The sequence below is a fragment of the Enterobacter cloacae complex sp. 2022EL-00981 genome (genome assembly GCF_028737495.1).
GTDB lineage: Bacteria > Pseudomonadota > Gammaproteobacteria > Enterobacterales > Enterobacteriaceae > Enterobacter > Enterobacter cloacae.
Map to the genome: position 1 here is coordinate 38,073 of NZ_JAQZRK010000023.1, position 24,052 is coordinate 62,124.

Sequence of the window (24,052 nt, forward strand, 5' to 3'; positions counted from 1 at the left end):
ATTCTGGATAACGCCTCTCAAAACCGGCTCAAACTCTCCATCGCCACCGCCTTAAACTCGGCAAAATTTCCGCAGTTACACAGCCGTGACATCGCACGTTCGCGCAGGAAGGTGACGAAAATATCGTAGATCGCCATCGCCTCTTCGTATTCGCTTTTGCTGATGGCGAGCAGGAAGATAACGTGGGCGGTTTCGTCGCCCCACTGGACGCCGTGCGGGGCGAGCACGGTATAGACCACCGTTTTCTGCGCCAGCAGGCCAAGGGAGTGCGGCAGCGCGATGCCGTCGCCGAGCATGGTGCTGACGATGGCTTCACGTTCAACGACCGAGTCGAGGAACTCAGCCCCCACAAAGCCCTCCTCTTCAAGCTGGACGCAGAGCTCGCGGAACAGCGTTTGCTGGTCCACAGGGGCATTGAGAATACGGAAATGCGCAGCGTCGAAGTATTTGTCCAGCATCCACGGACGGGTTCTGTCCACCAGCACCAGCTTGCCAATCTGCTCCAGCTGGTAGTCCGTCGGGAACGGGGCGATCATCACCACCGGCTTAGACTTTTCACTGACGCGGGCAGTTGAGATCACAAAGTCTTCGCTAATGGATTCCGTCTGCTCGTACTCGCGAAGCGTAAGCGTGCGTGTGACCTCAATCTGCGGGTATTTGCGCTGCAGCACCGCCTCAATCATGCGCACCATGGCATTACCGGCATCGCACACCAGCAGCACGCGCGGCTGGCGCTGGTAGCCAATGTTATAGTGGCGCTCCAGCCCGACGCCAATATGCAGCACCAGGAAGCCAATCTCGTTTTCGCTGATCACATACGGCGTGTATTTGCCCCAGCTTGAGACTGCCGCCAGCGTCATATCCCACGCCATCGGATAGTGCTGCTTAATGTTATCCAGCAGCGGATTCGGGATCATGATTTGATACCGCACGCGGGTGATCATGGTTTTGATATGGGTAAGCAGATCCGCATGCAGCTGCTCGTCGCTGAGCAGGTTGTAGTTATAGTGGGTGTTGATATAGCGCAGGATGTAGTTGACCAGCGCTTCGTCGTCATCCGCATTGATGGCGCTCGGCGCGATATCCTGGATTTGCCGCGCGGCGATATGCACGCACAGCCAGCTCTCTTCCGAAGGGGAAAGCGCTTTGCCCGCCAGCTGCTGAATGGTCACCGCGATATCTTTCGCCGCGTCACGCACGTTCTCTTCCACATCTTCGGCGTGGAATTCCGGCAGCGGGTAACCTTCACTGATGCGGCGCACCGACACCGCGCAGTAGAGTCGCAGAAACAGCTCGCCTTCGTCGGTCAGGCGAATGTGATGCCGCGTCAGCGCCTCGTGCAGCACCGGCACCATCTGCTCTGCTACTCCGGCATTGAGCGCCACGTCGGTCACCAGCGGGTTCAGGCTGTCCTGCTGGGCCAGCTCCCAGAGCAGATCGGTCAGACAGGCGCGGGTCGCCATCTCACTGCCAAACAGCTTCATGCCGTGGCGTGGACGCGTTTCCAGCGTCAGGTTGTAGCGGTGGAACCACTCCCGCACCTCTACCATGTCGCTCTGCAGCGTGGCGCGGCTGACGAACCACTCATCGGCCAGGTCTTCCAGCTTGAGTGAAAACGCCGAGGTGAGAAAACGTACCACCAGATAATGCACGCGCTCCGGCCCGGTGCGGGGGATACGCAGCGCGCGCGGGTGGGAGGCCTGCAGCTCTTGGTACCGCGCCGCATCGTCAATTTTGAGCTGGTAGCCATTGCCGCGGCTCAGGATAAACTGCGCGCCGTGGCTTGCCAGCAGCGCGTTCAGGGCGGAAATATCCGCCCGGACAGTTCGCGTGGAGACCGACAGCCGCTGCGCCAGCTCGTCCTGCGGCAGCGTCTCGTTTTGCAACAGATCGAAAAGTTGCGCTAAACGTTGGTTCGGAAATCGCACGTCGTTGTCCTCTTACTGCTCAGGGTGAAATGACCATCTGGGATGGGCTGCCGACCGGGGTATAGTCTGACTCAAAGCTTAGCTTGCCGTCCTGACCGACGCGGAAACGGGTAATGTTGTCGCTGCGCTGGTTCATGACGTACAGCCAGCGCCCCTGCTTATCGAGCGTCAGGGTGCGCGGGTAGTCGCCACGCGTCCAGACATCGTCCTGATGCGTCAGCGTGCCCTCCGCTGTTACGGTAAAGTGCCCGATGCTGTTATGCAAACGGTTAGCCACATACAGCTGTTTACCATCTGAGCTCAGCACCAGCCCGGCCGCAAAACAGGTGCCTTTGTAACCTTCTGGCAGCGCGGAGAGCGTTTTGCCCTCTTTCAGCCTGCCGTTGCTGTCCAGCGTATAATGGGTGAGCGTTGACGCCTCTTCATTAATCAGCCACAGCGCATCCCCCTTCGGCGTAAAGACAAAGTGCCGCGGCCCGGCCCCTTTTGAGGAGGCGCTGATAAACGGCGGATCGTTCGGCGTCAGCTTGCCGGCTCGATCGTCAAAGCGGTACTGATAGATGCGATCCAGCCCCAGATCGGTGGAAAACACATATTTCCCGCTCGGATCGGCGGCGATCATGTGCGCATGGGGGCCATTATGATCGCTGATGGCAAAACTGCCTTCTGCTGCCGCCTCCGGTTTCGCAGCGCCTGGCTCACCCTGATCCTGGTGCCGATCCGTGGCGTCACCCAGGCTGCCATCGGCTTTGATCGGCAGCACTGCGATCGATCCGCTTACGTAGTTCGCCACCAGCAGATGCTGACCGTTCGGCGTGAGCGAAAGATAGACCGGCCCCGCACCGCCGGAGGAGACCTGATTCAGCTCGTTCAGCTCGCCGTTATCATCTATCCGCAGCGCCTGCACCACGCCCTGCTCCACTTCGCTTGCCAGATACAGCGTTTTGCCATCGTGAGAGACGGCCAGCTGCGCGGCGTTCGGCAGCTGACTCACCAGCGTTTTATCGCCGAGCGCACCGGTGTTCGGGTCGACGGTAAAGCGGTACAGCCCTTCCCCGTTGGGGTTATAGGTGCCGACCCACGCGTACTGCGGCTGGGCGATAGCGGCGTTAGCCAGTAAAGAGAGTGAAGCAACAAGCAGGGTACGGGTGTGCATGGTGGCTCCTTCAGGTTTGTGCGGTGTGTTTCCCCCTCACCCTAACCCTCTCCCCTTTGGGGAGAGGGGACGATTACACCCTCTCCCCTTTGGGGAGAGGGCTGGGGTGAGGGGCAGTTTTTACTTCACCAGCTTCTTTGTCATCGCAAGCAGCGTACGCACATCTTCCGGACGCGTATCGCCGCTGGCTTTATCGATAATCGAACTATAAATATGCGGAATGATTTTGCTCACGCCCGCGTCCAGGGCGATCTGCAGGATCGCCTCGTAGTTATCCAGATCGATTCCCCCGGTCGGCTCCAGCCAGAAGTCGTGACGGGCGCAGGCTTCCGCCACGGCCTGATATTCGTCACGGCACTTCAGGCCGCCCATCGGGAAGTATTTGACTGAACTGCCGCCAAAGTCTTTCAGCAGGGCGATCGCCGTTTCAACCGGCACAATGCCGTCCGGTGCCGCGCTGCTCAGCGGGCCGGTGGAGATTTTTACCATCCCGACGGTACCGGTCGGGGAGACCAGACCGTTGACCACCGATTCATTCTGCCCCAGCAGCGCACGGCTGGTGGCTACACCGGTGAAAATCTGGTTAACGTGCTGCGGCTGCACCTGACGGGAGATTTCGCTCACCATCGCCGACTGGTTCGGGTCACCCGCCCCCAGGCCTACCGAGAGCGCGTTATCAATCAGCGCCGCGTACTCGCGCATATCAGCAACCGCACTGGCCACGTCCGGGTAATTTTTGGAGAGCACGCCCACCAGCACATGACCTTCCGCCGCCTCGTAAATGGCGCTGGCGTTCGCTTTTGAGCCTGCCAGCACGTTCAGGCAGACGCGGTCACGGTAAAAATTGGGGGTCAGTTTCATGCCTTTTTCTCCTGTCCTAACACTTCGCTTATGCGGCGGTACACAATGTTCAGCTGGTCAGCGTTCACGCTGCGCACGTCCGCTTCGATAATCCCTTCGTTGGCCTTGTAGCCGCGGAAATAAATGGCGTATTCGCCCTGCTTCAGGGCATTCACCAGCTCGCCGGTGCCGATGCCGGTTACGGCTTCGTCAAACTTAATCTCGGTACGCGCGATATCGCGACCGGCACTGTCCCAGACCACGCGCGCGGTGACGCCGTTAAGGGTGTTGAGCGCATCGATAAACGGCGTCATCTTCGCCACCATCTCCGCCCCGCTCTCTTTGGTCGCCGTCAGATAGTGTTCGATGGCGCAGGTCAGGCCGAGGATCCCCTCTTTACCCACCTTCATGGCGCGGCCAATGCCCGCCGTCTGGCGCTTCACCCATTCAACGTACTGGGTCTTGCCGATCACCAGCCCGCTGGTTGGCCCTTCAATTGCCTTCGCGCCGCTGTAGATCACCAGGTCGGCACCGGAGCGGTAATAGGTATGCAGATCTTCTTCCGCTGCGGCATCGACGATCAGGGGCAAATCGTGTTTGCGCGCCACAACCGCTGCCTGCTCAACGCTGAGCATGCTTTTCTGCACGCAGTGGTGTGATTTGATATAGAGGATCGCCGCCGTGCGCGGGGTGATCGCCGCCGCCAGCTGATCGGCTGAGCATTCGTTGGCGTAACCCGCTTCCACCAGCTTGCCGCCGCCCAGCGCCACCATGGTGCCCACGGGCGCGCCAAAGTTAACGTTGTGGCCTTTCGGCAGCACGATCTCGTTGTTCTCAATCGGGGTGACGTGCAGGTTTTCCAGCAGCCAGTCGCTGTCTTTTACCAGCACCGCCGCCACGGACTGGGCAATGCCCGCCGACGCACAGGAGACCACCGTTGCCCCTTCCACCTCCAGCAGCTTCGCGATGTATTCCCCGGTTTTGTTGACCAGATCCTTCATCTCGAAATAGTGATTCATGCCGTCCATCGCCGCCTGCACCACTTCCGGGCGTGGCGTGGAGACACCCAGCGCCGTCATGCGGCCAGAGGTGTTGATGACTTGCTTTAAGTGGTACTTCTCATAAATCGAAGGCATGTTCCGTGCTCCCTTGTTCGGTCATGTAGCCCTTGCCCGCGCGGATCGCGGCAAGCGGCACCAGAATGTGTTCAGCCTGCAGGCTGTCGTTTTCGGCATCCACCAGCACCGTCGGCTGACGTTTAAGGGTGAACAGCGTCAGGTCGGCGTCGAGGCCGGGTTCGATACGCCCTTTGCGCGACAGGCGCAGGCCGTCGGCGGCGTTGGCGGTGACGCAATCAATCACCTGCGGCAATGACATGCCGATGGCGAGGAATTTCGACATCACGCTTGCCAGCGAGCCCACCGGGCCGTTGATGCGGTTGCGGCAGTAGATATCCGAGCTGATGGTGTGCGGCAGAATGCCCATCGCGATAGCGCGTTTCGCCACTTCAAAGCTGAAGCTCGCCGTACCGTGGCCTACGTCCAGCCGCACACCGCGTTTCAGGGCAGAGGTAATGGAGGCGCGCAGCTCGCCGGAGGGCGTCAGAATGCGGTTTGGTTTGCCGTTGTAGCAGTGGGTAATGATGTCGCCCGAGCTCAGCAGCTCGGCAATTTCGTCGAGGTTAGGCGGGTTATTGCCGATGTGCACCATCAGCGGCAGGTCGCAGTTCTCTTTCTGAATGGCTTTCGCACGCTCCAGCGGCGTAATACCGTTTTCACCCACCACGCTGCTGCTCATGCGCGCTTTCAGCCCGACGATAAAGTCAGGATGGCGTTTCACCGCCTGCTTCACGGCATCGGCATCAATATTCGCCATATTGGCCAGCTCGTTCTGGGCAATCAGCCCCACGCGGGAGATATTCAGCAGAGCAAAGACCTCGGTTGAGGCTTTGCGGGTGATTTCGTAGAAATCGTCCACGTCGTCGGCACCGGTACTGCCCGCATCCACCACGGTGGTGACGCCAGTGGCAATACCCACGCTGTCCGGTTCGTCGTGGTAAATAGGGGAGTTCGGGTAGCAGTGGACGTGGGAGTCGATCCAGCCTGCGCTGACGAACACGTCACCGTTCAGCTCCACCGTTTTGCGGGCGGGAGCGTCTATGTCGCCTGTTGCGGCAATTTTCCCGTCCTGAATGGCGATATCGGTCAGGGTATCGTCGCTAAGGCGCGCACGGCGCAGGAGTAAATCAAACATGGGGTTCTCCTGATAAGGCGGGCGCCAGCGCGCCCGCAGGTATTAAAGGGCGACCGGGAACAACCAGCCTAAAATCATGGCGCCAAGGATGGCACCGCCGGTGATCGGCTTCTGCCAGATGTAGAACAGCAGCGCGCCCAGCAGGGAACCGACGCCAATCGGAATGGAAGCGGTCATGGCGCTGAGGATAATCAACGGCCCCAGAAAACGACCGGAGGCATTGCCCGCGCCCATCATCACGTCCGCCCCGTAGGTGGAGTTGCTCTGGTTGATGGTGAACTTACGCGCCAGGATGATGACGTAGCCGATCGCCAGACCAATCACCAGGCCGGTAATCAGCGAGGCAATGAAGTTGGTCACCGGGAACATGATCCCCGCGCCCAGCAGCAGTGCTGGCACACCCAGACCCACGCCGGTCTGGATCGCCCCGCCGATGTCGAGGATCCCTACCAGCGATCCTTCGATAATACGGGCGAACAGGAAGCTTGCGCCGAACGCCGCCACTGCGCCGTATACACCGGTATCAATTCCCGCCTTCAGCATCGCCACGAAGGCCACTTCGTTAAACGCGCCGATGCCGTAGAGGTAGTACATGTGCGTCCCGGCAAACACGCCGGAGGAGAGCAGGCCAACGAAGATCGGGAACGACCAGTCGGCATACCAAAAACCTTTATTCTGTTCCATGTAGAGGCTCCTGTTATTTACCGCTGAGCGAGTTGTGGATCATGTCGAGCCAGTTCGGCACGGTCAGATGGAAGGATTCAATCATCTTCATGTCGAAGCCGCGGAAGAAGCCGCTCAGCACGAAGAGCAGAACGATGGCCGCCATCATCACTTTGGTGACGTGGTTCCAGCCGCTCTCTTCCACGCCTTTACCGATCAGGATCCCCAGTACCAGGCCCGGTACGGCGTTACCCATAATCAGTTGCGCTGCGCCGCCGAAGATGGTCGCCCAGAAGCCGGATTTTTTACCCGCGTCGATGGCCGCCAGCCAGAAGATCACCGGCATCACGGTGTTCACCAGCAGGTTTGCCGCCGGTACCAGCACCTTCACGGCGGTGACCTGCAGTGCGGCCGGAACAGACGAGGCAGTCAGGTTAAGGAAGGTGACGACAATCATGCCGATGATGCCGCAGGCAATCGCCATTTTGCGGGGATCGTGCAGCGTTTCGCCGACGTTACGGTTTTTGATCATCAAGGCTGCAGCACCCCAGTTTGGGATGATGCGGTGGTCTACGTCCTGTGTGAAGGCACCTGCGGCCACGGAAGAGGCCCAGGCGTTAAAGAAGAAGCCTAACCCAAAGGAGAAGTGAGAAGCCGGATCCCCTTCGCAGGAGTTCAGTTCCCCCAACGTACGAAACGCGCCCATACCCTGAGTGGTAGGCGCATGAAACATGCGTGCAGCCCCGGCTCCAACACCGACGCCTACCAGGCCGCCAATGATGAGCGATTTTATTAATATAATTAAGAACATCTGTCTGCCCTTTTATGAATAATCAGCGTTGCGTGACGAAATCCACCTGGTCGAGATTGATGGCGGTCACGTTGACGGTCACATCCAGCTCCACGCTGTAGGTGCGTCTTTCCCGGCGCAAAAAGAAGAACAGAAACGCTTCTTTACGCACCGCTTCTTGCGCCTGAACGACCTGCACATCCTGTGGCTCAATACGCAGTAAGATATGCGGTGAGGCTTTCATCACCGCGGCCTGAACGTGGTTGAGTGCGTCGGCAAAGGCGCGCGCTTTGGCGTCGCCCTTCCCCTTCACTCTCACCGTGGTTGTGAACTGTTCTTTCATGCTTATGCGCCGTGCTTCTTCTGCCACGCCTGCACCAGACGCTCGCCCAGCTCTTCTTTATCCATAAAGCCAAAGCCCAGCACGTTGCAGCCTTCGTTGATGGCGGTCACCCCCTCATCCACGGAGCGCATGCCGTATTTCGCTTTGTAGCCATATTTGGTTTGCGCCGTGATGGCACCCGCGCCGCCGCTGCCGCAGAAGGAGATGCCGAAGGTGGCGTTTTCCGCTTTCATGACGTCGCCGAGTTTCATATCTGCCGCCATACCCGGCACGACAACCGCACGTCCACCCGCTTTTTCCACACCGGCAGCCACTTTCTGGCCTTTACCCAGGCGATCGCCAATCACGACTGTAATCTGTTCCATGTGTTGCTCCTTAAAGGTTGTCTTTCGCGACTTCAAAGTGAACGGAGAGCAGCCAGGCTTCTTCATCAGGAAGGTTGCCAAACTGCGCTACCACTTCACGGGCGAGCCGCATTGAATCCGGTGAAATTTCGTCGAACAGCTCTGCCTCCACTTCCGGCAGCGGCTCGCCGGTCACGGACCGGTGCGCCATCGCGCGGACATGGGAGGTGAGCATCTGTTCCTGTACTGCATTGGGGATGATGTTGTGCCGGGCCAGCAGGGCATAAACCTGCTGCAGCATGGTGTTCGCGAGCTTTTCTGTTTGCTCCGCCTGATCCCCAACGTCGTTCATTACCGCTCCGTTACTCACTGGTCTTACCCCGTTAATGGCTCTGGAATAAAACTAACGTTGGCGATGGCGGGTTTGTAGCGAGTTGTTTTCCACTTCGAAGTGGAAAGGCGAGCCGCAGCAGTGATCTGTGCCACATAAATAGGCTGAATCTGGATAAATCGCTGTATTTGCGTGATGAATATCACGTTATCTGACGGCAAATATGGGAAGAGCGAAGCGGAAAAGATTACGAGCCGACTCGTAGAAATGTGACGTGGATAAGGTTTTCTTATGGGGATTCGCTAGAGTGGCGGCGGGTGCTTGAGACTGACCGTCTCAGGCATGGGACGGAAAGTGGAAAGCCCCGCCTGATAAAAAATCAGGGCGGGGGCTCGAAACGACACGTCGGACCGTGGAGTTCGCTACCTCGCCCGCTTTAAAGCAAGGAGGCATCCATGAAACGCCAATCCCCAATTATCCGGGTTTTGATGATTATTGCTTTGACAATAATCATCTTAACGCTGGTGACGAGGAAAACACTGTGCGAGATCCGTTTTCGAAACGGCTCGCTTGAAGTGACAGCGCGGATGGAGTGTCGCTCCGGCCAGTAGGGAGCAAAGATGCGGGGGCGCTAACTGCGCCCCCGCATACGGGAAAGGACGTACAGCTCAGGCACCCAATTAACGATACTTTTTGTGATACGTGTTACGCGTCGCGACAAACTGGTCGGCTGCCGCCTGGGCTTCCTTCACTTTGCCTTCGTTAGCGAGTTTCAGCGCGCCGTCAATCTGACCGACCAGCACGTCAAAGCCGTGGCGATAGTCCTTCATCTCTGCGCTGTCTGCCGCTTTGCTTTCCAGCTTTGGCGGCGTCGCTTTTTGCGCGTCCAGCGCCGCTTCACGCATTTTGGTCAATGCGCTTTTCATTTCTGCCGCATTGTCCGTTTTCTGAACGACCTTCAGGTTTTGACTGAGGATGTCCATGTTGTCTTCGAGATCGGCAGCAAACGCAGAAGAGCCAAGAACCAGCGTTGAAGCCGCGACGATCGCTAACAGGTGTTTACGCATTGCTCACTTCCTTTTTTATTATTAAAACGCTTTTCGGGTATTACTGGCCGGCAATTTTCATTTCCGGCAGTAATACAGAACCACACTGTATATTGCTACGTGTTTCAATATCGTTACCGACCGTAACGATATTGCGCCACATGTCCTTCAGGTTGCCGGCGATGGTAATTTCGCTCACCGGATACTGAATCTCGCCGTTTTCGACCCAGAAGCCTGCCGCACCGCGAGAGTAGTCTCCGGTAATGCCGCTCACGCCCTGGCCCATCAGTTCTGTCACCACCAGGCCGGTGCCCATCTCTTTCAGCAACTGCTCGAAGTTCAGGCCCTGTCCGGCAATGCGCCAGTTATGGATGCCCCCCGCGTGTCCGGTGCTTTTCAGCCCCAGCTTGCGCGCGGAGTAGTTGGTCAGCAGCCACTGGGTCAGAATGCCGTCCTTAACGATATCGCGGCGTTCCGTGCGCACGCCTTCGCTGTCGAACGGCGTGGAGGCCAGCCCTTTCAGCAGGTGCGGGTGCTCTTCAATGGTCAGCCATTCCGGCAGGATCTGTTTGCCCAGTGAGTCGAGCAGGAAGGTCGATTTACGGTAAACTGAGCCGCCCGCGATAGCGCCCACCAGATGGCCAAACAGGCCGGTCGCCACTTCATTGGCAAAAATGACCGGGGCTTTCATGGTGGAGAGCTTACGCGGTGACAGGCGAGACAGCGTGCGTTCAGCACACGCTTTGCCCACCCACTCAGGGGACTGTAAATCCCCCAGCGCGCGGCCGATGGTGTAAGCGTAATCCCGCTCCATATCGCCGTTTTCTTCGGCGATCACGCAGCTTGAGAGCGAGTGACGGGTGGAGCAATAGCCCTGCAGCATGCCATGCGAGTTGCCGAAGACTTTGATGCCGTAGTGGCTGTTGAAGCTGCCGCCTTCGGTATTGGTGATGCGTTTATCCGCCTGCAAAGACGCCTGTTCGGCACGTGCGGCCAGCTCAATGGCTTCGTCCGGGGTGACTTCCGCCGGGTGGAAAAGATCGAGATCCGGGGCATCAAAGGCCAGCAGATCTTTATCCGCAACGCCGGCATAAGGATCCGGTGAGGTGTAACGCGCAATATCCAGCGCCGCCTGCACGGTACGGGCAATGGCATCGGGGCTGAGATCGGTAGACGACGCGCTGCCTTTGCGGTTCTGGTGATACACCGTGATCCCCAGCGCGCCATCGCTGTTGAATTCTACATTCTCCACTTCGCCATAGCGGGTGCTCACGCTAATGCCGGTGGTTTTGCTGACCGCCACTTCGGCGCCATCTGATTTACCTGAAGCGAGCGTCAGCGCGGTGGAGACGGCTTCTTCCAGAATCTTACGCTGCGCTTCAACTTGTGAGGTTACTTTCATCGCAAATGCCATACTGTAAGAGAGAGTTAACTGAAGTCTAACAGAGAACCGTTTTTCAGTGCGCGTCTTAACTGGTAACATTAGCCTCTTTTTTTAAGGAGCCTGACATGACTAAGCAGCCCGAAGACTGGCTCGACGACGTTCCCGGTGATGACATCGAAGACGAAGATGATGAGATCATCTGGGTCAGTAAAAGTGAAATTAAACGCGACGCCGAAGAGTTAAAACAGCTTGGCGCAGAAATGGTGGAACTGGGTAAAAACGCGCTGGATAAGATCCCGCTCGACCAGGATCTGCGTGATGCCATTGAACTGGCACAGAAAATCAAAAAAGAAGGCCGTCGTCGCCAGCTTCAGCTTATCGGTAAAATGCTGCGTCAGCGCGACGTCGATCCGATCCGCCAGGCGCTGGATAAACTGAAAAACCGCCACAACCAGCAGGTTGCGCTGTTCCACAAGCTGGAGCAGATCCGCGACCGTCTGATTGAACAGGGTGATGATGCGGTACCGGAAGTATTGAACCTGTGGCCGGATGCCGACCGCCAGCAGCTGCGTTCATTGATCCGCAACGCGAAGAAAGAGAAAGAAGGGAATAAGCCGCCGAAGTCCGCGCGTCTGATTTTCCAGTATCTGCGCGAGCTGTCTGAGAACGAAGAGTAATATCGAACCGCCTGTTCCCCCCTCACCCCAGCCCTCTCCCCATAGGGGAGAGGGAGAAGAGTAATGTAGGCCCGGTAAGCGCTAGCGCCACCGGGCTTTTTTTTACTCTGCGGCCTCAGCCTTTTTCGCCAGACCGTCCAGCAGCTTCTGATGGATCCCACCAAAACCGCCGTTACTCATCACCAGAATATGGTCACCCGGCTGAGCGGCTTTCACCACCATATCCGCCAGAGCATCAACATCCGCACTCCAGTGCGCAGGCTGAATGCAGGCATCGGCCACTTCAGCTACCTGCCACGGAATATGCTGTGGCTGCAGCAGGAAGACTTCGTCGGCACGTCCTAAGGATGGCGCGAGATCGTCTTTGCAGATGCCCATTTTCATGGTGTTAGAGCGTGGCTCCAGCACCGCCAGAATGCGCGCGGTACCGCCGACCTTGCCGCGTAACGCTGCAAGCGTCGCCAGAATAGCGGTTGGGTGGTGCGCGAAATCGTCATACACCGTCACGCCGTGGGCTTCACCGCGCAGCTCCAGACGGCGACGGGCATTGATAAATGAACCCAGTGCATTCGCTGCGTCCGCAGGCTGAACACCCACATGGCGTGCGGCAGCGATTGCCATCAGGCCGTTGTGCATGTTGTGTTCGCCAACCAGGCCCCATTTCACCTCACCCACTTTCTCGCCGTCGAGCCACACTTCCCACTCCGAGGCATCCACGTTGAGTTTTTTCGCCTGCCAGTGGCCCTGCTCACCCACCAGCTCCTGCTCGCTCCAGCAGCCCATCGCCATGGTCTGCTTAAGATTGATGTCGTTCTCCGGCAGGATGATACGGCCCTGACCCGGAACGATGCGCACCAGGTGGTGGAACTGTTTCTGAATGGCTTTCAGATCGTCAAAGATATCCGCATGATCGAACTCAAGATTGTTGAGGATCAGCGTGCGCGGGCAGTAGTGTACAAACTTGGAGCGCTTGTCGAAGAACGCACAGTCGTACTCATCGGCTTCGATCACAAAGAACGGGCTCTCCCCCAGACGCGCAGACACGTCGAAATTGCCCGGAACGCCGCCAATGACAAAGCCCGGCTTGTAACCACAGGCTTCAAGGATCCAGGTCGCCATACCAGCGGTGGTGGTTTTACCGTGCGTACCGGCCACGGCAACAACCCAACGGTCGCGCAGGACGAAATCATGCAGCCACTGTGGGCCAGACATGAACGGAATATTGCGTTCCAGTACCGCCTCAACGCACGGATTACCTCGCGTCATGGCGTTGCCAATGATCACCAGATCCGGCGCGGGATCCAGCTGGCTGGCATCATAACCCTGAATCAGAGAGATGCCCTGCTTCTCCAGGAGCGTGCTCATCGGCGGATACACATTGGCGTCCGAACCTGTCACTTCATGGCCCAGCGAGCGCGCCAGCATTGCCAGTCCGCCCATGAAAGTGCCACAAATCCCCAATATATGAATGCGCATACGTCACTATCCTTCTTCAATGTGGCGCACATTTTACTCACATGTTAGCGGGTGTGAAACGCATTTCAGGTAAATCCGTATATTGCTGGCGCGATTCACCTCTGCGCTACTATTTGAATATTTGTTAAGATTGTTGGGCATTAGTCGTTTTAGTGAACATACAATCGCTCTACTCACAAAGATGCAGGGAAAGTGTTATGAAAACGTTAGGTGAATTTATTGTCGAAAAGCAGCACGAGTTCTCTCATGCTACCGGTGAACTCACTGCTTTGCTGTCGGCAATAAAGCTGGGCGCTAAGATCATCCACCGTGATATCAACAAGGCCGGTCTGGTCGATATCCTGGGTGCCAGCGGTGCCGAGAACGTTCAGGGCGAGGTTCAGCAGAAACTCGATCTGTTCGCAAATGAAAAACTGAAAGCTGCACTGCGCGCGCGCGACATCGTTGCGGGTATCGCCTCTGAAGAAGAAGATGAAATTGTCGTATTCGAAGGGTGTGAACACGCGAAATACGTTGTTCTGATGGATCCGCTGGACGGCTCCTCCAACATCGACGTTAACGTTTCTGTCGGTACCATTTTCTCCATCTACCGCCGCGTCACGCCTGTTGGCACGCCGGTGACAGAAGAAGATTTCCTGCAGCCTGGCAGTCAGCAGGTTGCTGCCGGTTATGTCGTGTATGGCTCCTCCACCATGCTGGTCTACACCACCGGCTGTGGCGTGCATGCCTTTACTTACGATCCGTCGCTGGGCGTGTTCTGCCTGTGTCAGGAACGTATGCGCTTCCCGGAGAAGGGCAACACCTACTCCATCAACGAAGGTAACTACATCAAGTTCCCGACTGGCGTGAAGAAGTACATCAAATTCTGCCAGGAAGAAGATAAAGCGACGCAGCGCCCTTATACCTCCCGCTATATCGGTTCCCTGGTTGCGGATTTCCACCGTAACCTGCTGAAAGGCGGCATTTACCTCTACCCAAGCACCGCCAGCCACCCGGACGGGAAGCTGCGTCTGCTGTATGAATGCAACCCGATGGCGTTCCTGGCGGAACAGGCGGGCGGCAAGGCGAGCGATGGTAAAGAGCGTATTCTGGACATCGTGCCAGAAAGTCTACACCAGCGTCGTTCCTTCTTCGTCGGCAACAACCATATGGTTGAAGACGTTGAACGTTTTATCCGTGAGTATCCGGACGCGTAATCCCTCTCCCGGGGAGTCGCTCTGGCTCCCCAATACATTTATATAATTTACCGTATAAGTGTTTATAAAAAACGCGCTTTAATATTCAGATTCGCTCCTGCATTATTTCCATAACAGTTTGACAGATATTTCCTGGAGCGTACCCGTGACGAAAAACTATTCCCGTGCCAATACCGGCATCGATTTAAATCTTATTCCTGTCTTTATTGAAGTGGTCCGCTGCGACAGCATGGCGAAGGCCTCTGTCCGGCTGGAGATGTCACGCCCGGCCGTGAGCCTGGCGTTGAAGCGCTTTAGCCAGCTTTTTGCTGAACCGCTATTTATCCGTAAAGGGTTATATCTTGAACCGACGGAAAAAGCGTTAACCTTAACTCACCAGCTGGAAATATTACTCGGTAATATTCACGATAATATTAGCGCGATTAATTTGTCCGAGAATAATACCCTGGTACAGAATGTACCAGGGTCGGGGAATATTATGCGACACTCTGCGTCGTCAGTTTAAATGATGACATGGCTTCCATCAGCTGGCGTGACTGCTCTTCCAGCGAGCGCGTCGCGGCAGAGGATTGCTGTACCAGCGCCGCATTCTGCTGCGCGGTTTCATCCATCTGATTTACCGCAATATTCACCTGTTCAATGCCGCGGCTCTGTTCCTGAGACGCGGTGGCAATTTCGCGCATCAGTTTGGTCATGCGCAGCACTTCGGTTGCAATCTCATCCATCGTTTCGCCCGCCTGCTGCGCCAGCTCGCTGCCCTCATTAACGTGGGTCTGCGAGTCGCTGATAAGTGAACGGATCTCTTTTGCCGCATCGGCGCTGCGGCTGGCAAGATTGCGTACCTCGCCCGCAACGACGGCAAAACCGCGCCCCTGCTCGCCCGCACGCGCCGCTTCCACGGAGGCGTTCAGCGCCAGAATATTGGTCTGGAAGGCAATGCCGTCAATAACGCTCAGAATGTCGGCAATCCGCGCCGAACTGCCGGAGATATCGCGCATTTTCTCAATCACATAGCAGACCATTTCGCTGCCGTGATCGGCAGTATCCGAGACAGATTTCGCCAGCTGGTGCGCCTGCTCGGCGTTATCCGCGTTGAGTTTCACCGTGGCGGTGATCTCTTCCATGCTAGCGGCGGTCTGCTCCAGCGAGGTCGCGGTGGACTCCGTGCGCTCGGCAAGATCCCTGTTTCCCGCCGTCAGCTCGCGGCTGCCGGTATCAATTTGCGAGCTGGCATCGCGGACCCGCAGCACCGAGTGCATCAGCGACTGGCGCATGCCCTCGATGGCAGCGTTCAGACGGTTGAACTCCTGGCTCGCCGGGGCATTCAGCGTGTTGGTTAAATCCCCCGCGGCGACGTTTTCCAGCTGCGCAATCGACGCCGAGAGCGGCTTGAGCAGCATGTGGCGCAGCACCAGCCAGGCCAGCACAATGATGCCTGCCGTCAGCAGCGCCGCGACAACGATCAGGACCAGAACCCGCGTTTTGCTCGACTGCACGGCGCTGACTTCCGCTTTCCCGCGCGCGTCGCTCCACATCTGGAACGCCTGCATATCGTTATCAAACTGCTTTGCTACCGGAATGAGCTTACTCTCCAGCAGATCGTAATAGCTGTCTGCGCTCTGTTCGTTCAGCGCTTTCAGCATTGGGTTGATCCCCTGTTGGTTATAGGCCGCCAGACTGGCCGCCACCTTATCCAGCAACTGCTGTCCCTGGGGATCGGCCACGCCTGCGTCGATCACGCCTTTCAGCGTTTTTTGCGCCAGGGCGATCTCCTGATTAATGCTTTTCACCGATTTCGCGGCATCGTCCAGCAGACCAATTTCCATCATTCTGACAGCCTGGCCCGCCTCGTTGCGCGCACGAAGGATCAGCGTATAGCCAGAATTGAGCTGCACCATCTGCTCACCCTGAAGGTGGTTGATGCGCTGAAGTGACGAAGAACTCTGTGTGAGGGCATAAATGCCAATGCCGCTGACAATCAGCAGCAGAAGGGTCATAACGGCCAGTAAAGAGAGCAAGCCGGTACGAATCGATAGCGTTTTAAGCATGATGTTATTTCCGGTAGCGAGATATTTCTGGGCATAAACAAAAAGTATCGGCCGCTACCGGAAAATGTTTATACACGTCATCCTTCAAGCTGCCTCTGCGTTGGCTGCGTCAGCTCACCCCAGTCACTTACTTGAGTAAGCTCCCGGGGATTCGCAGACTTGCCGCCTTGATGCAACTTGAATAATTTAGTGTATAGACTTTAAGCAAATTCAGCATATTATCGCTCTGTTACTGATGTGTTCACGCGGGTAACAGGCGAGCTCTGGCGGTTCTCCCAGAGCACCGTCAGACCGCGCTGCAGGGCAATAAAAATAAACAGTAAAATGCCGATGGCGATTTTCGTCCACCAGGAGCTGAGCGTGCCGTCAAAGTTGATATAGGTCTGGATCAGCCCCTGGATTGCCACGCCAAACAGTGTTCCCAGCACCGTTCCCACCCCGCCGCTGAGCAGCGTGCCGCCAATCACCACAGAGGCAATCGCATCCAGTTCAACGCCAACCCCGGCCAGCGCGTAACCCGCCTGGGTGTAAATGGAGAAGACAATTCCCGCCAGCGTCGCCAGCCCGGTGGAGAGCATATAGATGCGGATGGTGGTGCTGCGGGTGGAGATCCCCATCAGATTGGCCGAGGTCGCGTTGCCGCCAATAGCGTAGACCTGATTACCAAACCGGGTGCGATGGGCAAGGAAGATACCAATGACCACCACGCCCAGCATCAGCAGCCCCATCGCGCTCAGGCGGCCCCCGCCGGGGATTTTCCACGCCAGGCTGGAGAGCGTGTCGTACACCGGATGGTTGATCGGGATCGACTCCTCAGACACCAGATAACTCACGCCGCGCAGGAAGAACATCCCGGCAAGCGTAATGATAAAGGCCGGGATCTTGAGCGCGTCAATCAGAAGCCCCATAAAGGCACCAAACGCACAGCCCATCACCAGCACCAGCGGAAACGCCACCAGCGGCGAGATGCCCCAGAAACCGATCGCTTTGGCAAGGAACACGCCGGTAAAGGCGATCACCGATCCGACGGAGAGATCAATCCCCCCGGAGAGGATCACAAAGGTCATGCCGACCGCGATGATGCCTAAAAAGGCGTTGTCCGTCAGTATGTTACAAATCACACGCGTCGAGGCGAACCCCGGGAACTGGGTCAGGCAGTAGAGATAGCCCAGCACAAACACGCCCAGCGTGATCATTAACGGTAAATTACGTTTTATCATGGCCACGGATCCCCTTAATGATGCTGACAAAGCGCGGTGACTGGACGATCAGCACGCAGAGTACGACCACCGCTTTCACCACCTGGTTGAGTTCCGGCTGGAACCCGGAAAGCAGGATCCCGGTGTTCATCCCCTGAATAATCAGCGCGCCAATTACCGAGAGCAGCAGGTTAAAGCGCCCGCCCATCAGCGATCCGCCGCCAATGACCACCGCCAGGATCGCATCCAGCTCTAGCCATAATCCGGCGTTGTTGGCATCAGCCCCACGAATATCTGCCGCGACGATCACCCCGGCGATGGCGGCACACACGCCGCTCAATACGTACGTGAGCATCACCATCAGCCGCGTATTGACCCCGGCGTTGCGTGCCGCACGAATGTTGATCCCGACCGCTTCAATGAACATGCCCAGCGCCGTTTTGCGGGTAAAGATCCAGAACACCACCAGCGTCACCAGCGCAATGATCACCGGCGTGGGGAAGAAGAGCAGCTTGCCGCTCCCGAGCCACGCCAGGTTCGGCGAGTTGAAGGTAACAATCTGCCCCGAGGTGATGAGCTGCGCGACACCGCGCCCGGCCACCATCAATATCAGCGTGGCAACAAACGGCTGGATTTTGAGCACCGCCACCAGAATGCCGTTCCACAGTCCGGCCAGCACGCCGGTGCCCAACGCCGCCAGCAGCACCACTGGCAGGCTGTGCCCGGCCACGGTCATTGAGGCTGCCGTCGCCCCGGCAATGGCCATCACCGCGCCAACAGAAAGGTCGATCCCGCCGGTGGCGATCACCAGCGTCATACCAATGGCGAGCAGCGCCACCGGCGCGGCACGGTTTAAAATATCGATCGGGCTGCCGAACAGGCGGCCATCCTGCACGATTATCTGGAAGAAATGCGGTGCGACCAGGCTATCGACCAGCAACACCACCAGCAGCGCGGCGATTTGCGGCGTGCCGGTCGGCCAGTTGAAGCGGCGTTTTGTTTCGCCAGTTTGCGAAAGCGAACGAGACATCACGATTCACTCCTTACGCCGCGATGGCATTCATGATTGCCGGAACGGACAGTTTATCCAGCGGGATCTCTGCCACCTGCTTGCGATCGCGCATGATGATGACGCGATCGGCATAGCCCACCAGCTCCTCCAGTTCAGACGAGATGACCAGCAGCGCCAGCCCGTCCGCGCACAGGGTTTCAATAAGGCGGATAATTTCGGCGTGCGCCCCCACGTCAATGCCGCGGGTCGGTTCATCGAGGATCAGGAACTGAGGTTTGGTCAGTAGCCAGCGGGAAAGCAGTACCTTCTGCTGGTTGCCCCCGGAGAGGAATTCTATCGGCTGTTCTGCGCTCGGGGTACGGATACCGAGCTGGCGAATAAAGCGCTCGGCAATGGCGTTTTGCTCTTTCCGTGGGATCGGCCGCAGCCAGCCGCGCTGCGCCTGTAAGGCCAGAATGATATTTTCCCGCACCGAGGCGGCGGCAATAATGCCATCCGTTTTTCTGTCTTCCGGGCAGAAACCCACACCCAGACAGGAGGCCTGATGCGGCGAGCGCAGGGTTTGCGGTTTACCTTTGATCTGCGCGGTGCCGCTGTCTGCAGGCTTGATCCCGAAGATCACCTCGGCGGTTTCGGTACGGCCCGAGCCTAACAGGCCCGCCAGACCGACAATTTCACCGGGGCGCACCTCCAGGTTAAACGGCGAGATCACCCCTTTCTTGCCGAAATCACTGAACGCGGCGACCGGTTTCTCACTCAGCAGCGTACGGCCGGCACGCTGGAGCGCATTGGATTCCAGCTCGCGGCCGAGCATCATTTTGACCAGTTCAATCTGCGGCAGCTCGCGGGTGTCGCGGCAACCGACAAAACTGCCGTTGCGCAGCACCGTAATGCGATCGCTCACCTCATACACCTGATCGAGGAAATGGGTGACGAAGATCAGGCTCACGCCCTGATTGCGCAGCTGGCGCATCAGGGTAAAGAGCATCTCCACTTCCTGGGTATCGAGGCTGGCGGTGGGCTCATCAAGGATCAGCACTTTTGCCGAGAGGTCGATAGCGCGACAAATGGCGACAATCTGCTGCATGGCGACGGAAAAACGGTTCAGCGGCTCGCGTACATCGAGAGAGAAGCCGTAAGACGCCATCAGTTTTGTCGCCCGCGCTTCCATCTCCTTGCGGCGCAGCAGGCCAAAGCGTCGTGGCTCCCGGCCAATAAACAGGTTATCCGCGACCGACATATTCGGCAGCAGGTTCACCTCCTGGTACACCGTACCGATCCCCAGCTGCTGCGCATGGGCGGTATTTTTGGGTGATATGGCGTTACCTTCCAGCCAGATGGTGCCGCGATCGGCGTGATAAACACCGGTCAGGGCTTTAATCAGCGTCGATTTCCCCGCACCGTTCTCGCCCAGCAACGCCATGATCTCGCCGAGTCGCAGGCTAAAATCAACGTTATCCAGCGCTTTTACGCCGGGGAAGAATTTACTCAAGCCCTCTGTGCGGAGGATTTCCTGGTGTTGTTCAGTGGTCATGGTTTTCCCCCTGCATCAAGCCGGATGGCGCTACGCTTATCCGGCCTACAAAAGAGCGTATCGTAGGCCGGGTAAGCGCAGCGTCACCCGGCATGTTCAGACAAGCTTAGTAGCCCATATTTTTCTTCTTCTCTAACTCTTCTTTCGCGGTATCCGGCAGGTAGAGAGTGGATTTGGTGACCGTCACCTTCTCAGACATCGTGCCGTCCTTCTTGAATTTCTCCAGCGCATCGAATGCCGGACCGGCCATGTTTGGCGTGAGCTCCACGCTGGCGTTGGCTTCGCCGTCGATCATCGCTTTGTAGATGTCCGGCACGCCGTCGATAGAGCCGGTGAGGATATCTTTGCCCGGTTTCAGGCCCGCTTCTTTAATGGCCTGAATCGCCCCGATCACCATGTCATCGTTGTGGGCGTAAACCATGCAGATGTTCTTGCCGTTGTTTTCAGCCTTGATAAAGCTCTCCATGACCTCTTTACCTTTACTGCGGGTAAAGTCGCCGGACTGAGAACGGATAATTTTAATGTTTGGCGCTTTGGCGATGGCCTCAGCAAACCCCTTCTTACGGTCGATGGCCACGCTCGCGCCGACCGTACCTTGCAGCTCAACGACGTTACACGGCTTGCCATCCACCTGTTTCACCAGCCAGTCACCAATTAATTGCCCTTCAAGAACGTTGTTGGCGGTCACGGTGGTCATATAGAGAGATTTGTCTTTTACATCGATGGAACGATCGAGCAGGAAGACCGGGATCTCAGCATCTTTCGCTTCCTTCAGGACAGGCTCCCAGCCGGTCGCCACAACGGGTGCAATAAAGATGGCATCCACACCCTGCGCAATAAACGAACGCACGGCTTTAATCTGGTTTTCCTGTTTTTGCTGGCCATCGGCGATCTTCAGCGTGATGCCGCGTTTCTGGGCCTCGCTTTTCGCCACGTTGGTTTCTGCCGCACGCCAGCCTGATTCAGAGCCGACCTGCGAAAATCCTACGGTTAAAGGTGCGGCCATCGCCATAGACGACATGGCTGCCGAAACTGCTGTGACAAGAAGTAAGCGCTTCCACATATGAACGTCCTCGTAGGGTGAGTTATTGTTGGTTAAAAGATGTTCTGCGAAATGACTATAGCCAATGAAATATGTAACGAATTGCGTTACATCACACTTCAGAAAAGTGAATAAAACGTTAATCACAAGTTTGTAATCGCTTTCATTTCTCCATGAAAAATGCGGCTGAGTTTATGGATTTTTCTGTCATGGAATCGGTCTGAAAAGTGAGACGAACGCGGTGAGAAGACGAAAACAGGCGGAGACATTCAGCGCCAGTTGGCTATAATACCTGCCACTTGTTTACCATCCATTTTAAAGGACACAGACATGAGCTTACTCAACGTCCCTGCGGGTAAAGAACTGCCAGAAGACATCTACGTTGTTATCGAAATCCCGGCTAACGCAGATCCTATCAAATACGAAGTGGACAAAGAGAGCGGTGCGCTGTTTGTAGACCGTTTCATGTCTACCGCGATGTTCTATCCATGCAACTACGGTTACATCAACCACACCCTGTCTCTGGACGGTGACCCGGTTGACGTGCTGGTTCCAACGCCATACCCACTGCAGCCAGGCGCAGTCATTCGCTGCCGCCCAGTTGGCGTGCTGAAAATGACCGACGAATCCGGTGAAGATGCGAAACTGGTTGCGGTACCGCACACCAAGCTGAGCAAAGAGTACGATCACATCAAAGATGTGAACGACCTGCCAGAACTGCTGAAAGCGCAGATCACTCACTTCTTCGAGCACTACAAAGACCTCGAAAAAGGCAAGTGGGTTAAAGTTGACGGCTGGGACAACGCAGAAGCGGCGAAAGCAGAAATCATCGCCTCTTTCGAACGCGCTGCTAAGAAGTAATTCTTACCGCACATCGATAAAGCCCCGCTGGTCGGGGCTTTTTTGTACCTGGCTAACGCATCACAAGCGGATATTTAAGAAGAATCTCATTCCTTTTCATACCTATAATAAAACCATAAACGATGCACTATCATTTATGGTGGGGATAGTTGAATAGACTGGTCATTAACAACATACTGTCACGATGAACATTAATCCCCATTCATTATAGGATTCACATGTCATCCATTAACATTGATGTTGCCCGCCCAACTGGAATTTATTTTATCATTGAACGCCTGTATTCTCGCGATGGCCTGATGCCTTCTTTTGGGGAAATAAGTCCCTCTTTGACACAGGTACACCGTACTGTCATTCAGCTCAAACGCAAGCAAGATATGTTTATGGATGGTGTTAAGGTTATCCCCAAAGACATTACTCTTTGGCAACAGATAAAATATATTACGGGTTCAAAAGTCACGACCAAAGATACAGATACGTTAGTGTATACGACCGATTTTATCGGCTCCCTTGTTGCCACAACACCGTTAGGTAATATTGAACTTGAAAATATTCCTCGGTTCCTCACGACAGAGTCTATCCACTCGCTGCCACAGGCGGTGAGTTATGGCCGTGATCCCATTCCACAAGTTCTTCTGTATGGCCGTAAGGATATTGTTTTCTTTATGGACAATGGTGGAAAAGGCACGCCAACCGCTATTGCAAAATATAACCATAACACGCGCGATCTTGCCATAATCAAAGATCAGCTAGAAGCCAGTAAAACAATGAAAGAACTGCTCTCAAAAGGAGCAAAATTATGAATAAAAAAACTCATATCGTGAGTCTTTTCATCCTTATTATTGCCGCCTTTATCTTTGGCAGAAGCACATATACTGAATACCTGGCATGGTACTATGGGAGCAATAATTTAATATTTAGCGAAGTGAACAGCGCCTTATTATCCAGTTTATTCAACGGGTTCTTCTTCGTTCTTTCAGCATGTATTATTTATGCCTCGCTCACTCTATTAAAAAGAATCCCCAGAAATATCGTTGTTTCATGTCTGCTTCAGTTCTGTATTAATATCGGTCTCTATACGCTTTTCATTGCCGTAGAGAGAGGATATAGTAAATTGCATACTTTAGGCCCGGGTGCTACTGACATTACCTACGGCTATTTTTTAGGGGCGTTGCTCACGAGCACCCTCCTGACCGTCGCGATCGTGAGCGTTATACATGCTAAGTTTCTTTCTTCAAAGCATAAAGATGGGCTACATAAAGGCGTTTGACTGTTACGGCAAAGACAGTAAATGGCAGTATCTCTGCATCCTGGCATTCCAGCTTGCCTGGTTTTTGGGGTACTTATGGATCCCTTGTCGAAGTGATTATGCGATTCTGCTGTTTTTACTGTTTTTCCTGCCCGTCATTTCAAGCAATACGCGGTGCATAAACTACTATGGCCGTTCACGCGCCCTGTGCCTGTTATGGCTTATTGCCCCGTACATCATGCTGTTTGTTCCTCTGTTTTTAACCCGTCGCCGGGATACAGAAGAGAGTTGAAGGCACAAAAAACAACGCCACCTCACGGTGGCGTTGTTTTTTCAGTACTGGTCTCTGTCTAACCAGTTACCGCTTACAATCCGCGTTAACCCTTCGACCGGACGCTGGTAGACGTACATCCACGCACTTCCGTACGGCGTCTGGATCAACTGGCGCGCGTATTCACCGCCCCTGGTGCGCAAGGCATCAAGTTCGGCAAGTGTCGCGTTATCAATACGATAAACTTCACCGTGTACTGTTCCTTCGCCGGGAACCGCGCCTGGATAGTGGCCCAGGCTGTACAACTGGTAGTTTTCGATATTGTAATTCCCAAGCAACAGGGCATTGGTCATCCAGTGACTGTTGCCTTGCTTGGTTCGTAAACTGCCGTAGACAAATATTCGCATTG

Annotated in this window: 26 protein-coding genes; 7 read left to right on the forward strand and 19 right to left on the reverse strand. The window is 55.9% G+C overall.

The features are described 5' to 3' along the window. Positions 1 to 17: 17 nt before the first annotated feature. The 10 genes from PUZ33_RS18005 to PUZ33_RS18050 form a co-directional block, all read right to left on the reverse strand. Positions 18 to 1,928 (reverse strand): BglG family transcription antiterminator, encoded by a 1,911-nt coding sequence (locus PUZ33_RS18005; RefSeq protein ID WP_058680804.1) that lies wholly within the window; start codon positions 1,926 to 1,928, stop codon positions 18 to 20. Positions 1,929 to 1,947: 19 nt separating this feature from the next. After that, entirely contained in the window at positions 1,948 to 3,084 is a 1,137-nt protein-coding gene (locus PUZ33_RS18010; RefSeq protein ID WP_062676748.1) for a lactonase family protein, read from the reverse strand. A 120-nt stretch (positions 3,085 to 3,204) separates the two neighbouring features. Then, the gene (gene dagF, locus PUZ33_RS18015) at positions 3,205 to 3,945 is read right to left on the reverse strand and encodes a 2-dehydro-3-deoxy-phosphogluconate aldolase (RefSeq protein WP_058680806.1); all 741 of its coding nucleotides are present in this window, start codon (positions 3,943 to 3,945) and stop codon (positions 3,205 to 3,207) included. Further along, positions 3,942 to 5,060 (reverse strand): DgaE family pyridoxal phosphate-dependent ammonia lyase, encoded by a 1,119-nt coding sequence (locus PUZ33_RS18020; RefSeq protein ID WP_014830445.1) that lies wholly within the window; start codon positions 5,058 to 5,060, stop codon positions 3,942 to 3,944. The genes dagF and PUZ33_RS18020 overlap by 4 nt, the downstream gene beginning before the upstream one ends. After that, positions 5,044 to 6,177, reverse strand: coding sequence for an amidohydrolase/deacetylase family metallohydrolase (locus tag PUZ33_RS18025; protein ID WP_058680807.1), 1,134 nt, complete (start codon positions 6,175 to 6,177; stop codon positions 5,044 to 5,046). The genes PUZ33_RS18020 and PUZ33_RS18025 overlap by 17 nt, the downstream gene beginning before the upstream one ends. Before the next feature lie 42 nt (positions 6,178 to 6,219). Next, a complete protein-coding gene (locus tag PUZ33_RS18030) occupies positions 6,220 to 6,861 on the reverse strand; it encodes a DUF4310 family protein (protein ID WP_013095350.1) in 642 nt (213 codons plus the stop codon). A gap of 13 nt (positions 6,862 to 6,874) precedes the next feature. After that, positions 6,875 to 7,651 (reverse strand): DUF4311 domain-containing protein, encoded by a 777-nt coding sequence (locus tag PUZ33_RS18035; protein WP_006810337.1) that lies wholly within the window; start codon positions 7,649 to 7,651, stop codon positions 6,875 to 6,877. A 22-nt stretch (positions 7,652 to 7,673) separates the two neighbouring features. After that, positions 7,674 to 7,973 (reverse strand): DUF4312 family protein, encoded by a 300-nt coding sequence (locus PUZ33_RS18040; RefSeq protein ID WP_006810338.1) that lies wholly within the window; start codon positions 7,971 to 7,973, stop codon positions 7,674 to 7,676. A 2-nt stretch (positions 7,974 to 7,975) separates the two neighbouring features. After that, a complete protein-coding gene (locus tag PUZ33_RS18045; protein WP_006179053.1) occupies positions 7,976 to 8,338 on the reverse strand; it encodes an SFCGS family glycine-rich protein in 363 nt (120 codons plus the stop codon). Positions 8,339 to 8,348: 10 nt separating this feature from the next. Then, positions 8,349 to 8,687 (reverse strand): glycine dehydrogenase, encoded by a 339-nt coding sequence (locus tag PUZ33_RS18050; protein ID WP_028027887.1) that lies wholly within the window; start codon positions 8,685 to 8,687, stop codon positions 8,349 to 8,351. 449 nt (positions 8,688 to 9,136) lie between these two features. Between PUZ33_RS18050 and PUZ33_RS18055 the strand changes: the two genes are divergently transcribed. Further along, positions 9,137 to 9,259, forward strand: coding sequence for a Hok/Gef family protein (locus tag PUZ33_RS18055; RefSeq protein ID WP_128569378.1), 123 nt, complete (start codon positions 9,137 to 9,139; stop codon positions 9,257 to 9,259). A 69-nt stretch (positions 9,260 to 9,328) separates the two neighbouring features. On the opposite strand, the gene cybC is transcribed toward PUZ33_RS18055, so the two are convergent. Both cybC and pmbA read right to left on the reverse strand, forming a co-directional pair. After that, entirely contained in the window at positions 9,329 to 9,715 is a 387-nt protein-coding gene (gene cybC, locus PUZ33_RS18060; protein WP_013095348.1) for a cytochrome b562, read from the reverse strand. Positions 9,716 to 9,755: 40 nt separating this feature from the next. Further along, on the reverse strand, positions 9,756 to 11,108 hold the full coding sequence (gene pmbA / locus PUZ33_RS18065; protein WP_058680808.1) for a metalloprotease PmbA: 1,353 nt from the start codon (positions 11,106 to 11,108) through the stop codon (positions 9,756 to 9,758). Between the two features lie 95 nt (positions 11,109 to 11,203). Here pmbA and yjgA point away from each other — a divergent pair, with 95 nt between their 5' ends. Then, the gene (gene yjgA, locus PUZ33_RS18070) at positions 11,204 to 11,755 is read left to right on the forward strand and encodes a ribosome biogenesis factor YjgA (RefSeq protein WP_008501414.1); all 552 of its coding nucleotides are present in this window, start codon (positions 11,204 to 11,206) and stop codon (positions 11,753 to 11,755) included. Between the two features lie 102 nt (positions 11,756 to 11,857). Here yjgA and mpl read toward each other — a convergent pair whose 3' ends face one another. Beyond that, the gene (gene mpl / locus PUZ33_RS18075; RefSeq protein ID WP_013095346.1) at positions 11,858 to 13,231 is read right to left on the reverse strand and encodes a UDP-N-acetylmuramate:L-alanyl-gamma-D-glutamyl-meso-diaminopimelate ligase; all 1,374 of its coding nucleotides are present in this window, start codon (positions 13,229 to 13,231) and stop codon (positions 11,858 to 11,860) included. Between the two features lie 197 nt (positions 13,232 to 13,428). On the opposite strand from mpl, the gene fbp reads away from it, so the two are divergent. Together fbp and PUZ33_RS18085 are read left to right on the forward strand one after the other, a co-directional pair. After that, a complete protein-coding gene (gene fbp / locus PUZ33_RS18080) occupies positions 13,429 to 14,427 on the forward strand; it encodes a class 1 fructose-bisphosphatase (RefSeq protein WP_013095345.1) in 999 nt (332 codons plus the stop codon). A gap of 145 nt (positions 14,428 to 14,572) precedes the next feature. Further along, positions 14,573 to 14,932 carry a helix-turn-helix domain-containing protein gene (locus tag PUZ33_RS18085; RefSeq protein WP_058680809.1) on the forward strand — a complete coding sequence of 120 codons (360 nt, stop codon included), beginning with the start codon at positions 14,573 to 14,575 and terminating at the stop codon, positions 14,930 to 14,932. On the opposite strand, the gene PUZ33_RS18090 is transcribed toward PUZ33_RS18085, so the two are convergent. The 5 genes from PUZ33_RS18090 to ytfQ form a co-directional block, all read right to left on the reverse strand. Beyond that, positions 14,904 to 16,475 (reverse strand): methyl-accepting chemotaxis protein, encoded by a 1,572-nt coding sequence (locus PUZ33_RS18090; RefSeq protein WP_058680810.1) that lies wholly within the window; start codon positions 16,473 to 16,475, stop codon positions 14,904 to 14,906. The genes PUZ33_RS18085 and PUZ33_RS18090 overlap by 29 nt on opposite strands. A gap of 218 nt (positions 16,476 to 16,693) precedes the next feature. Next, positions 16,694 to 17,695 carry a galactofuranose ABC transporter, permease protein YjfF gene (gene yjfF, locus PUZ33_RS18095; protein WP_014830436.1) on the reverse strand — a complete coding sequence of 334 codons (1,002 nt, stop codon included), beginning with the start codon at positions 17,693 to 17,695 and terminating at the stop codon, positions 16,694 to 16,696. Further along, positions 17,682 to 18,707 carry a galactofuranose ABC transporter, ATP-binding protein YtfT gene (gene ytfT / locus PUZ33_RS18100; protein ID WP_161799150.1) on the reverse strand — a complete coding sequence of 342 codons (1,026 nt, stop codon included), beginning with the start codon at positions 18,705 to 18,707 and terminating at the stop codon, positions 17,682 to 17,684. Before ytfT ends, yjfF begins: the two co-directional genes overlap by 14 nt. Before the next feature lie 10 nt (positions 18,708 to 18,717). Then, positions 18,718 to 20,220, reverse strand: a complete 1,503-nt coding sequence (gene ytfR, locus PUZ33_RS18105; RefSeq protein ID WP_058680811.1) for a galactofuranose ABC transporter, ATP-binding protein YtfR — start codon at positions 20,218 to 20,220, stop codon at positions 18,718 to 18,720. Positions 20,221 to 20,326: 106 nt separating this feature from the next. Continuing rightward, positions 20,327 to 21,283: a galactofuranose ABC transporter substrate-binding protein YtfQ gene (gene ytfQ / locus PUZ33_RS18110; RefSeq protein WP_058680812.1), complete on the reverse strand. Its 957-nt coding sequence runs from the start codon at positions 21,281 to 21,283 to the stop codon at positions 20,327 to 20,329. Between the two features lie 309 nt (positions 21,284 to 21,592). Here ytfQ and ppa point away from each other — a divergent pair, with 309 nt between their 5' ends. The 3 genes from ppa to PUZ33_RS18125 all read left to right on the forward strand — a co-directional run bounded on the left by ppa (position 21,593) and on the right by PUZ33_RS18125 (position 23,393). Further along, the gene (ppa, locus tag PUZ33_RS18115) at positions 21,593 to 22,123 is read left to right on the forward strand and encodes an inorganic diphosphatase (RefSeq protein WP_008501423.1); all 531 of its coding nucleotides are present in this window, start codon (positions 21,593 to 21,595) and stop codon (positions 22,121 to 22,123) included. 218 nt (positions 22,124 to 22,341) lie between these two features. Further along, complete coding sequence (locus tag PUZ33_RS18120) at positions 22,342 to 22,926, forward strand: hypothetical protein (RefSeq protein WP_013095338.1); 585 nt, start codon at positions 22,342 to 22,344, stop codon at positions 22,924 to 22,926. Beyond that, the gene (locus PUZ33_RS18125) at positions 22,923 to 23,393 is read left to right on the forward strand and encodes a hypothetical protein (protein ID WP_058680813.1); all 471 of its coding nucleotides are present in this window, start codon (positions 22,923 to 22,925) and stop codon (positions 23,391 to 23,393) included. Before PUZ33_RS18120 ends, PUZ33_RS18125 begins: the two co-directional genes overlap by 4 nt. 312 nt (positions 23,394 to 23,705) lie before the next feature. Here PUZ33_RS18125 and PUZ33_RS18130 read toward each other — a convergent pair whose 3' ends face one another. Next, positions 23,706 to 24,050, reverse strand: coding sequence for a gamma-glutamylcyclotransferase family protein (locus tag PUZ33_RS18130; protein ID WP_028027890.1), 345 nt, complete (start codon positions 24,048 to 24,050; stop codon positions 23,706 to 23,708). Positions 24,051 to 24,052 lie beyond the last annotated feature (2 nt).

What these genes read in the sequence shown, in the direction of transcription:
- PUZ33_RS18055 (WP_128569378.1), top strand. Translation starts at nt 9,137, where the DNA reads ATGATTATTGCTTTGACAATAATCATCTTAACGCTGGTGACGAGGAAA.
- PUZ33_RS18120 (WP_013095338.1), top strand. Translation starts at nt 22,342, where the DNA reads ATGTCATCCATTAACATTGATGTTGCCCGCCCAACTGGAATTTATTTT.
- dagF (WP_058680806.1), bottom strand. Translation starts at nt 3,945, where the DNA reads ATGAAACTGACCCCCAATTTTTACCGTGACCGCGTCTGCCTGAACGTG.
- PUZ33_RS18035 (WP_006810337.1), bottom strand. Translation starts at nt 7,651, where the DNA reads ATGTTCTTAATTATATTAATAAAATCGCTCATCATTGGCGGCCTGGTA.
- PUZ33_RS18090 (WP_058680810.1), bottom strand. Translation starts at nt 16,475, where the DNA reads ATGCTTAAAACGCTATCGATTCGTACCGGCTTGCTCTCTTTACTGGCC.
- PUZ33_RS18030 (WP_013095350.1), bottom strand. Translation starts at nt 6,861, where the DNA reads ATGGAACAGAATAAAGGTTTTTGGTATGCCGACTGGTCGTTCCCGATC.
- pmbA (WP_058680808.1), bottom strand. Translation starts at nt 11,108, where the DNA reads ATGGCATTTGCGATGAAAGTAACCTCACAAGTTGAAGCGCAGCGTAAG.
- PUZ33_RS18010 (WP_062676748.1), bottom strand. Translation starts at nt 3,084, where the DNA reads ATGCACACCCGTACCCTGCTTGTTGCTTCACTCTCTTTACTGGCTAAC.
- mpl (WP_013095346.1), bottom strand. Translation starts at nt 13,231, where the DNA reads ATGCGCATTCATATATTGGGGATTTGTGGCACTTTCATGGGCGGACTG.
- PUZ33_RS18020 (WP_014830445.1), bottom strand. Translation starts at nt 5,060, where the DNA reads ATGCCTTCGATTTATGAGAAGTACCACTTAAAGCAAGTCATCAACACC.
- PUZ33_RS18040 (WP_006810338.1), bottom strand. Translation starts at nt 7,973, where the DNA reads ATGAAAGAACAGTTCACAACCACGGTGAGAGTGAAGGGGAAGGGCGAC.
- PUZ33_RS18025 (WP_058680807.1), bottom strand. Translation starts at nt 6,177, where the DNA reads ATGTTTGATTTACTCCTGCGCCGTGCGCGCCTTAGCGACGATACCCTG.
- fbp (WP_013095345.1), top strand. Translation starts at nt 13,429, where the DNA reads ATGAAAACGTTAGGTGAATTTATTGTCGAAAAGCAGCACGAGTTCTCT.
- ytfR (WP_058680811.1), bottom strand. Translation starts at nt 20,220, where the DNA reads ATGACCACTGAACAACACCAGGAAATCCTCCGCACAGAGGGCTTGAGT.
- cybC (WP_013095348.1), bottom strand. Translation starts at nt 9,715, where the DNA reads ATGCGTAAACACCTGTTAGCGATCGTCGCGGCTTCAACGCTGGTTCTT.
- ppa (WP_008501423.1), top strand. Translation starts at nt 21,593, where the DNA reads ATGAGCTTACTCAACGTCCCTGCGGGTAAAGAACTGCCAGAAGACATC.
- yjfF (WP_014830436.1), bottom strand. Translation starts at nt 17,695, where the DNA reads ATGATAAAACGTAATTTACCGTTAATGATCACGCTGGGCGTGTTTGTG.
- yjgA (WP_008501414.1), top strand. Translation starts at nt 11,204, where the DNA reads ATGACTAAGCAGCCCGAAGACTGGCTCGACGACGTTCCCGGTGATGAC.
- PUZ33_RS18130 (WP_028027890.1), bottom strand. Translation starts at nt 24,050, where the DNA reads ATGCGAATATTTGTCTACGGCAGTTTACGAACCAAGCAAGGCAACAGT.
- PUZ33_RS18045 (WP_006179053.1), bottom strand. Translation starts at nt 8,338, where the DNA reads ATGGAACAGATTACAGTCGTGATTGGCGATCGCCTGGGTAAAGGCCAG.
- PUZ33_RS18125 (WP_058680813.1), top strand. Translation starts at nt 22,923, where the DNA reads ATGAATAAAAAAACTCATATCGTGAGTCTTTTCATCCTTATTATTGCC.
- ytfQ (WP_058680812.1), bottom strand. Translation starts at nt 21,283, where the DNA reads ATGTGGAAGCGCTTACTTCTTGTCACAGCAGTTTCGGCAGCCATGTCG.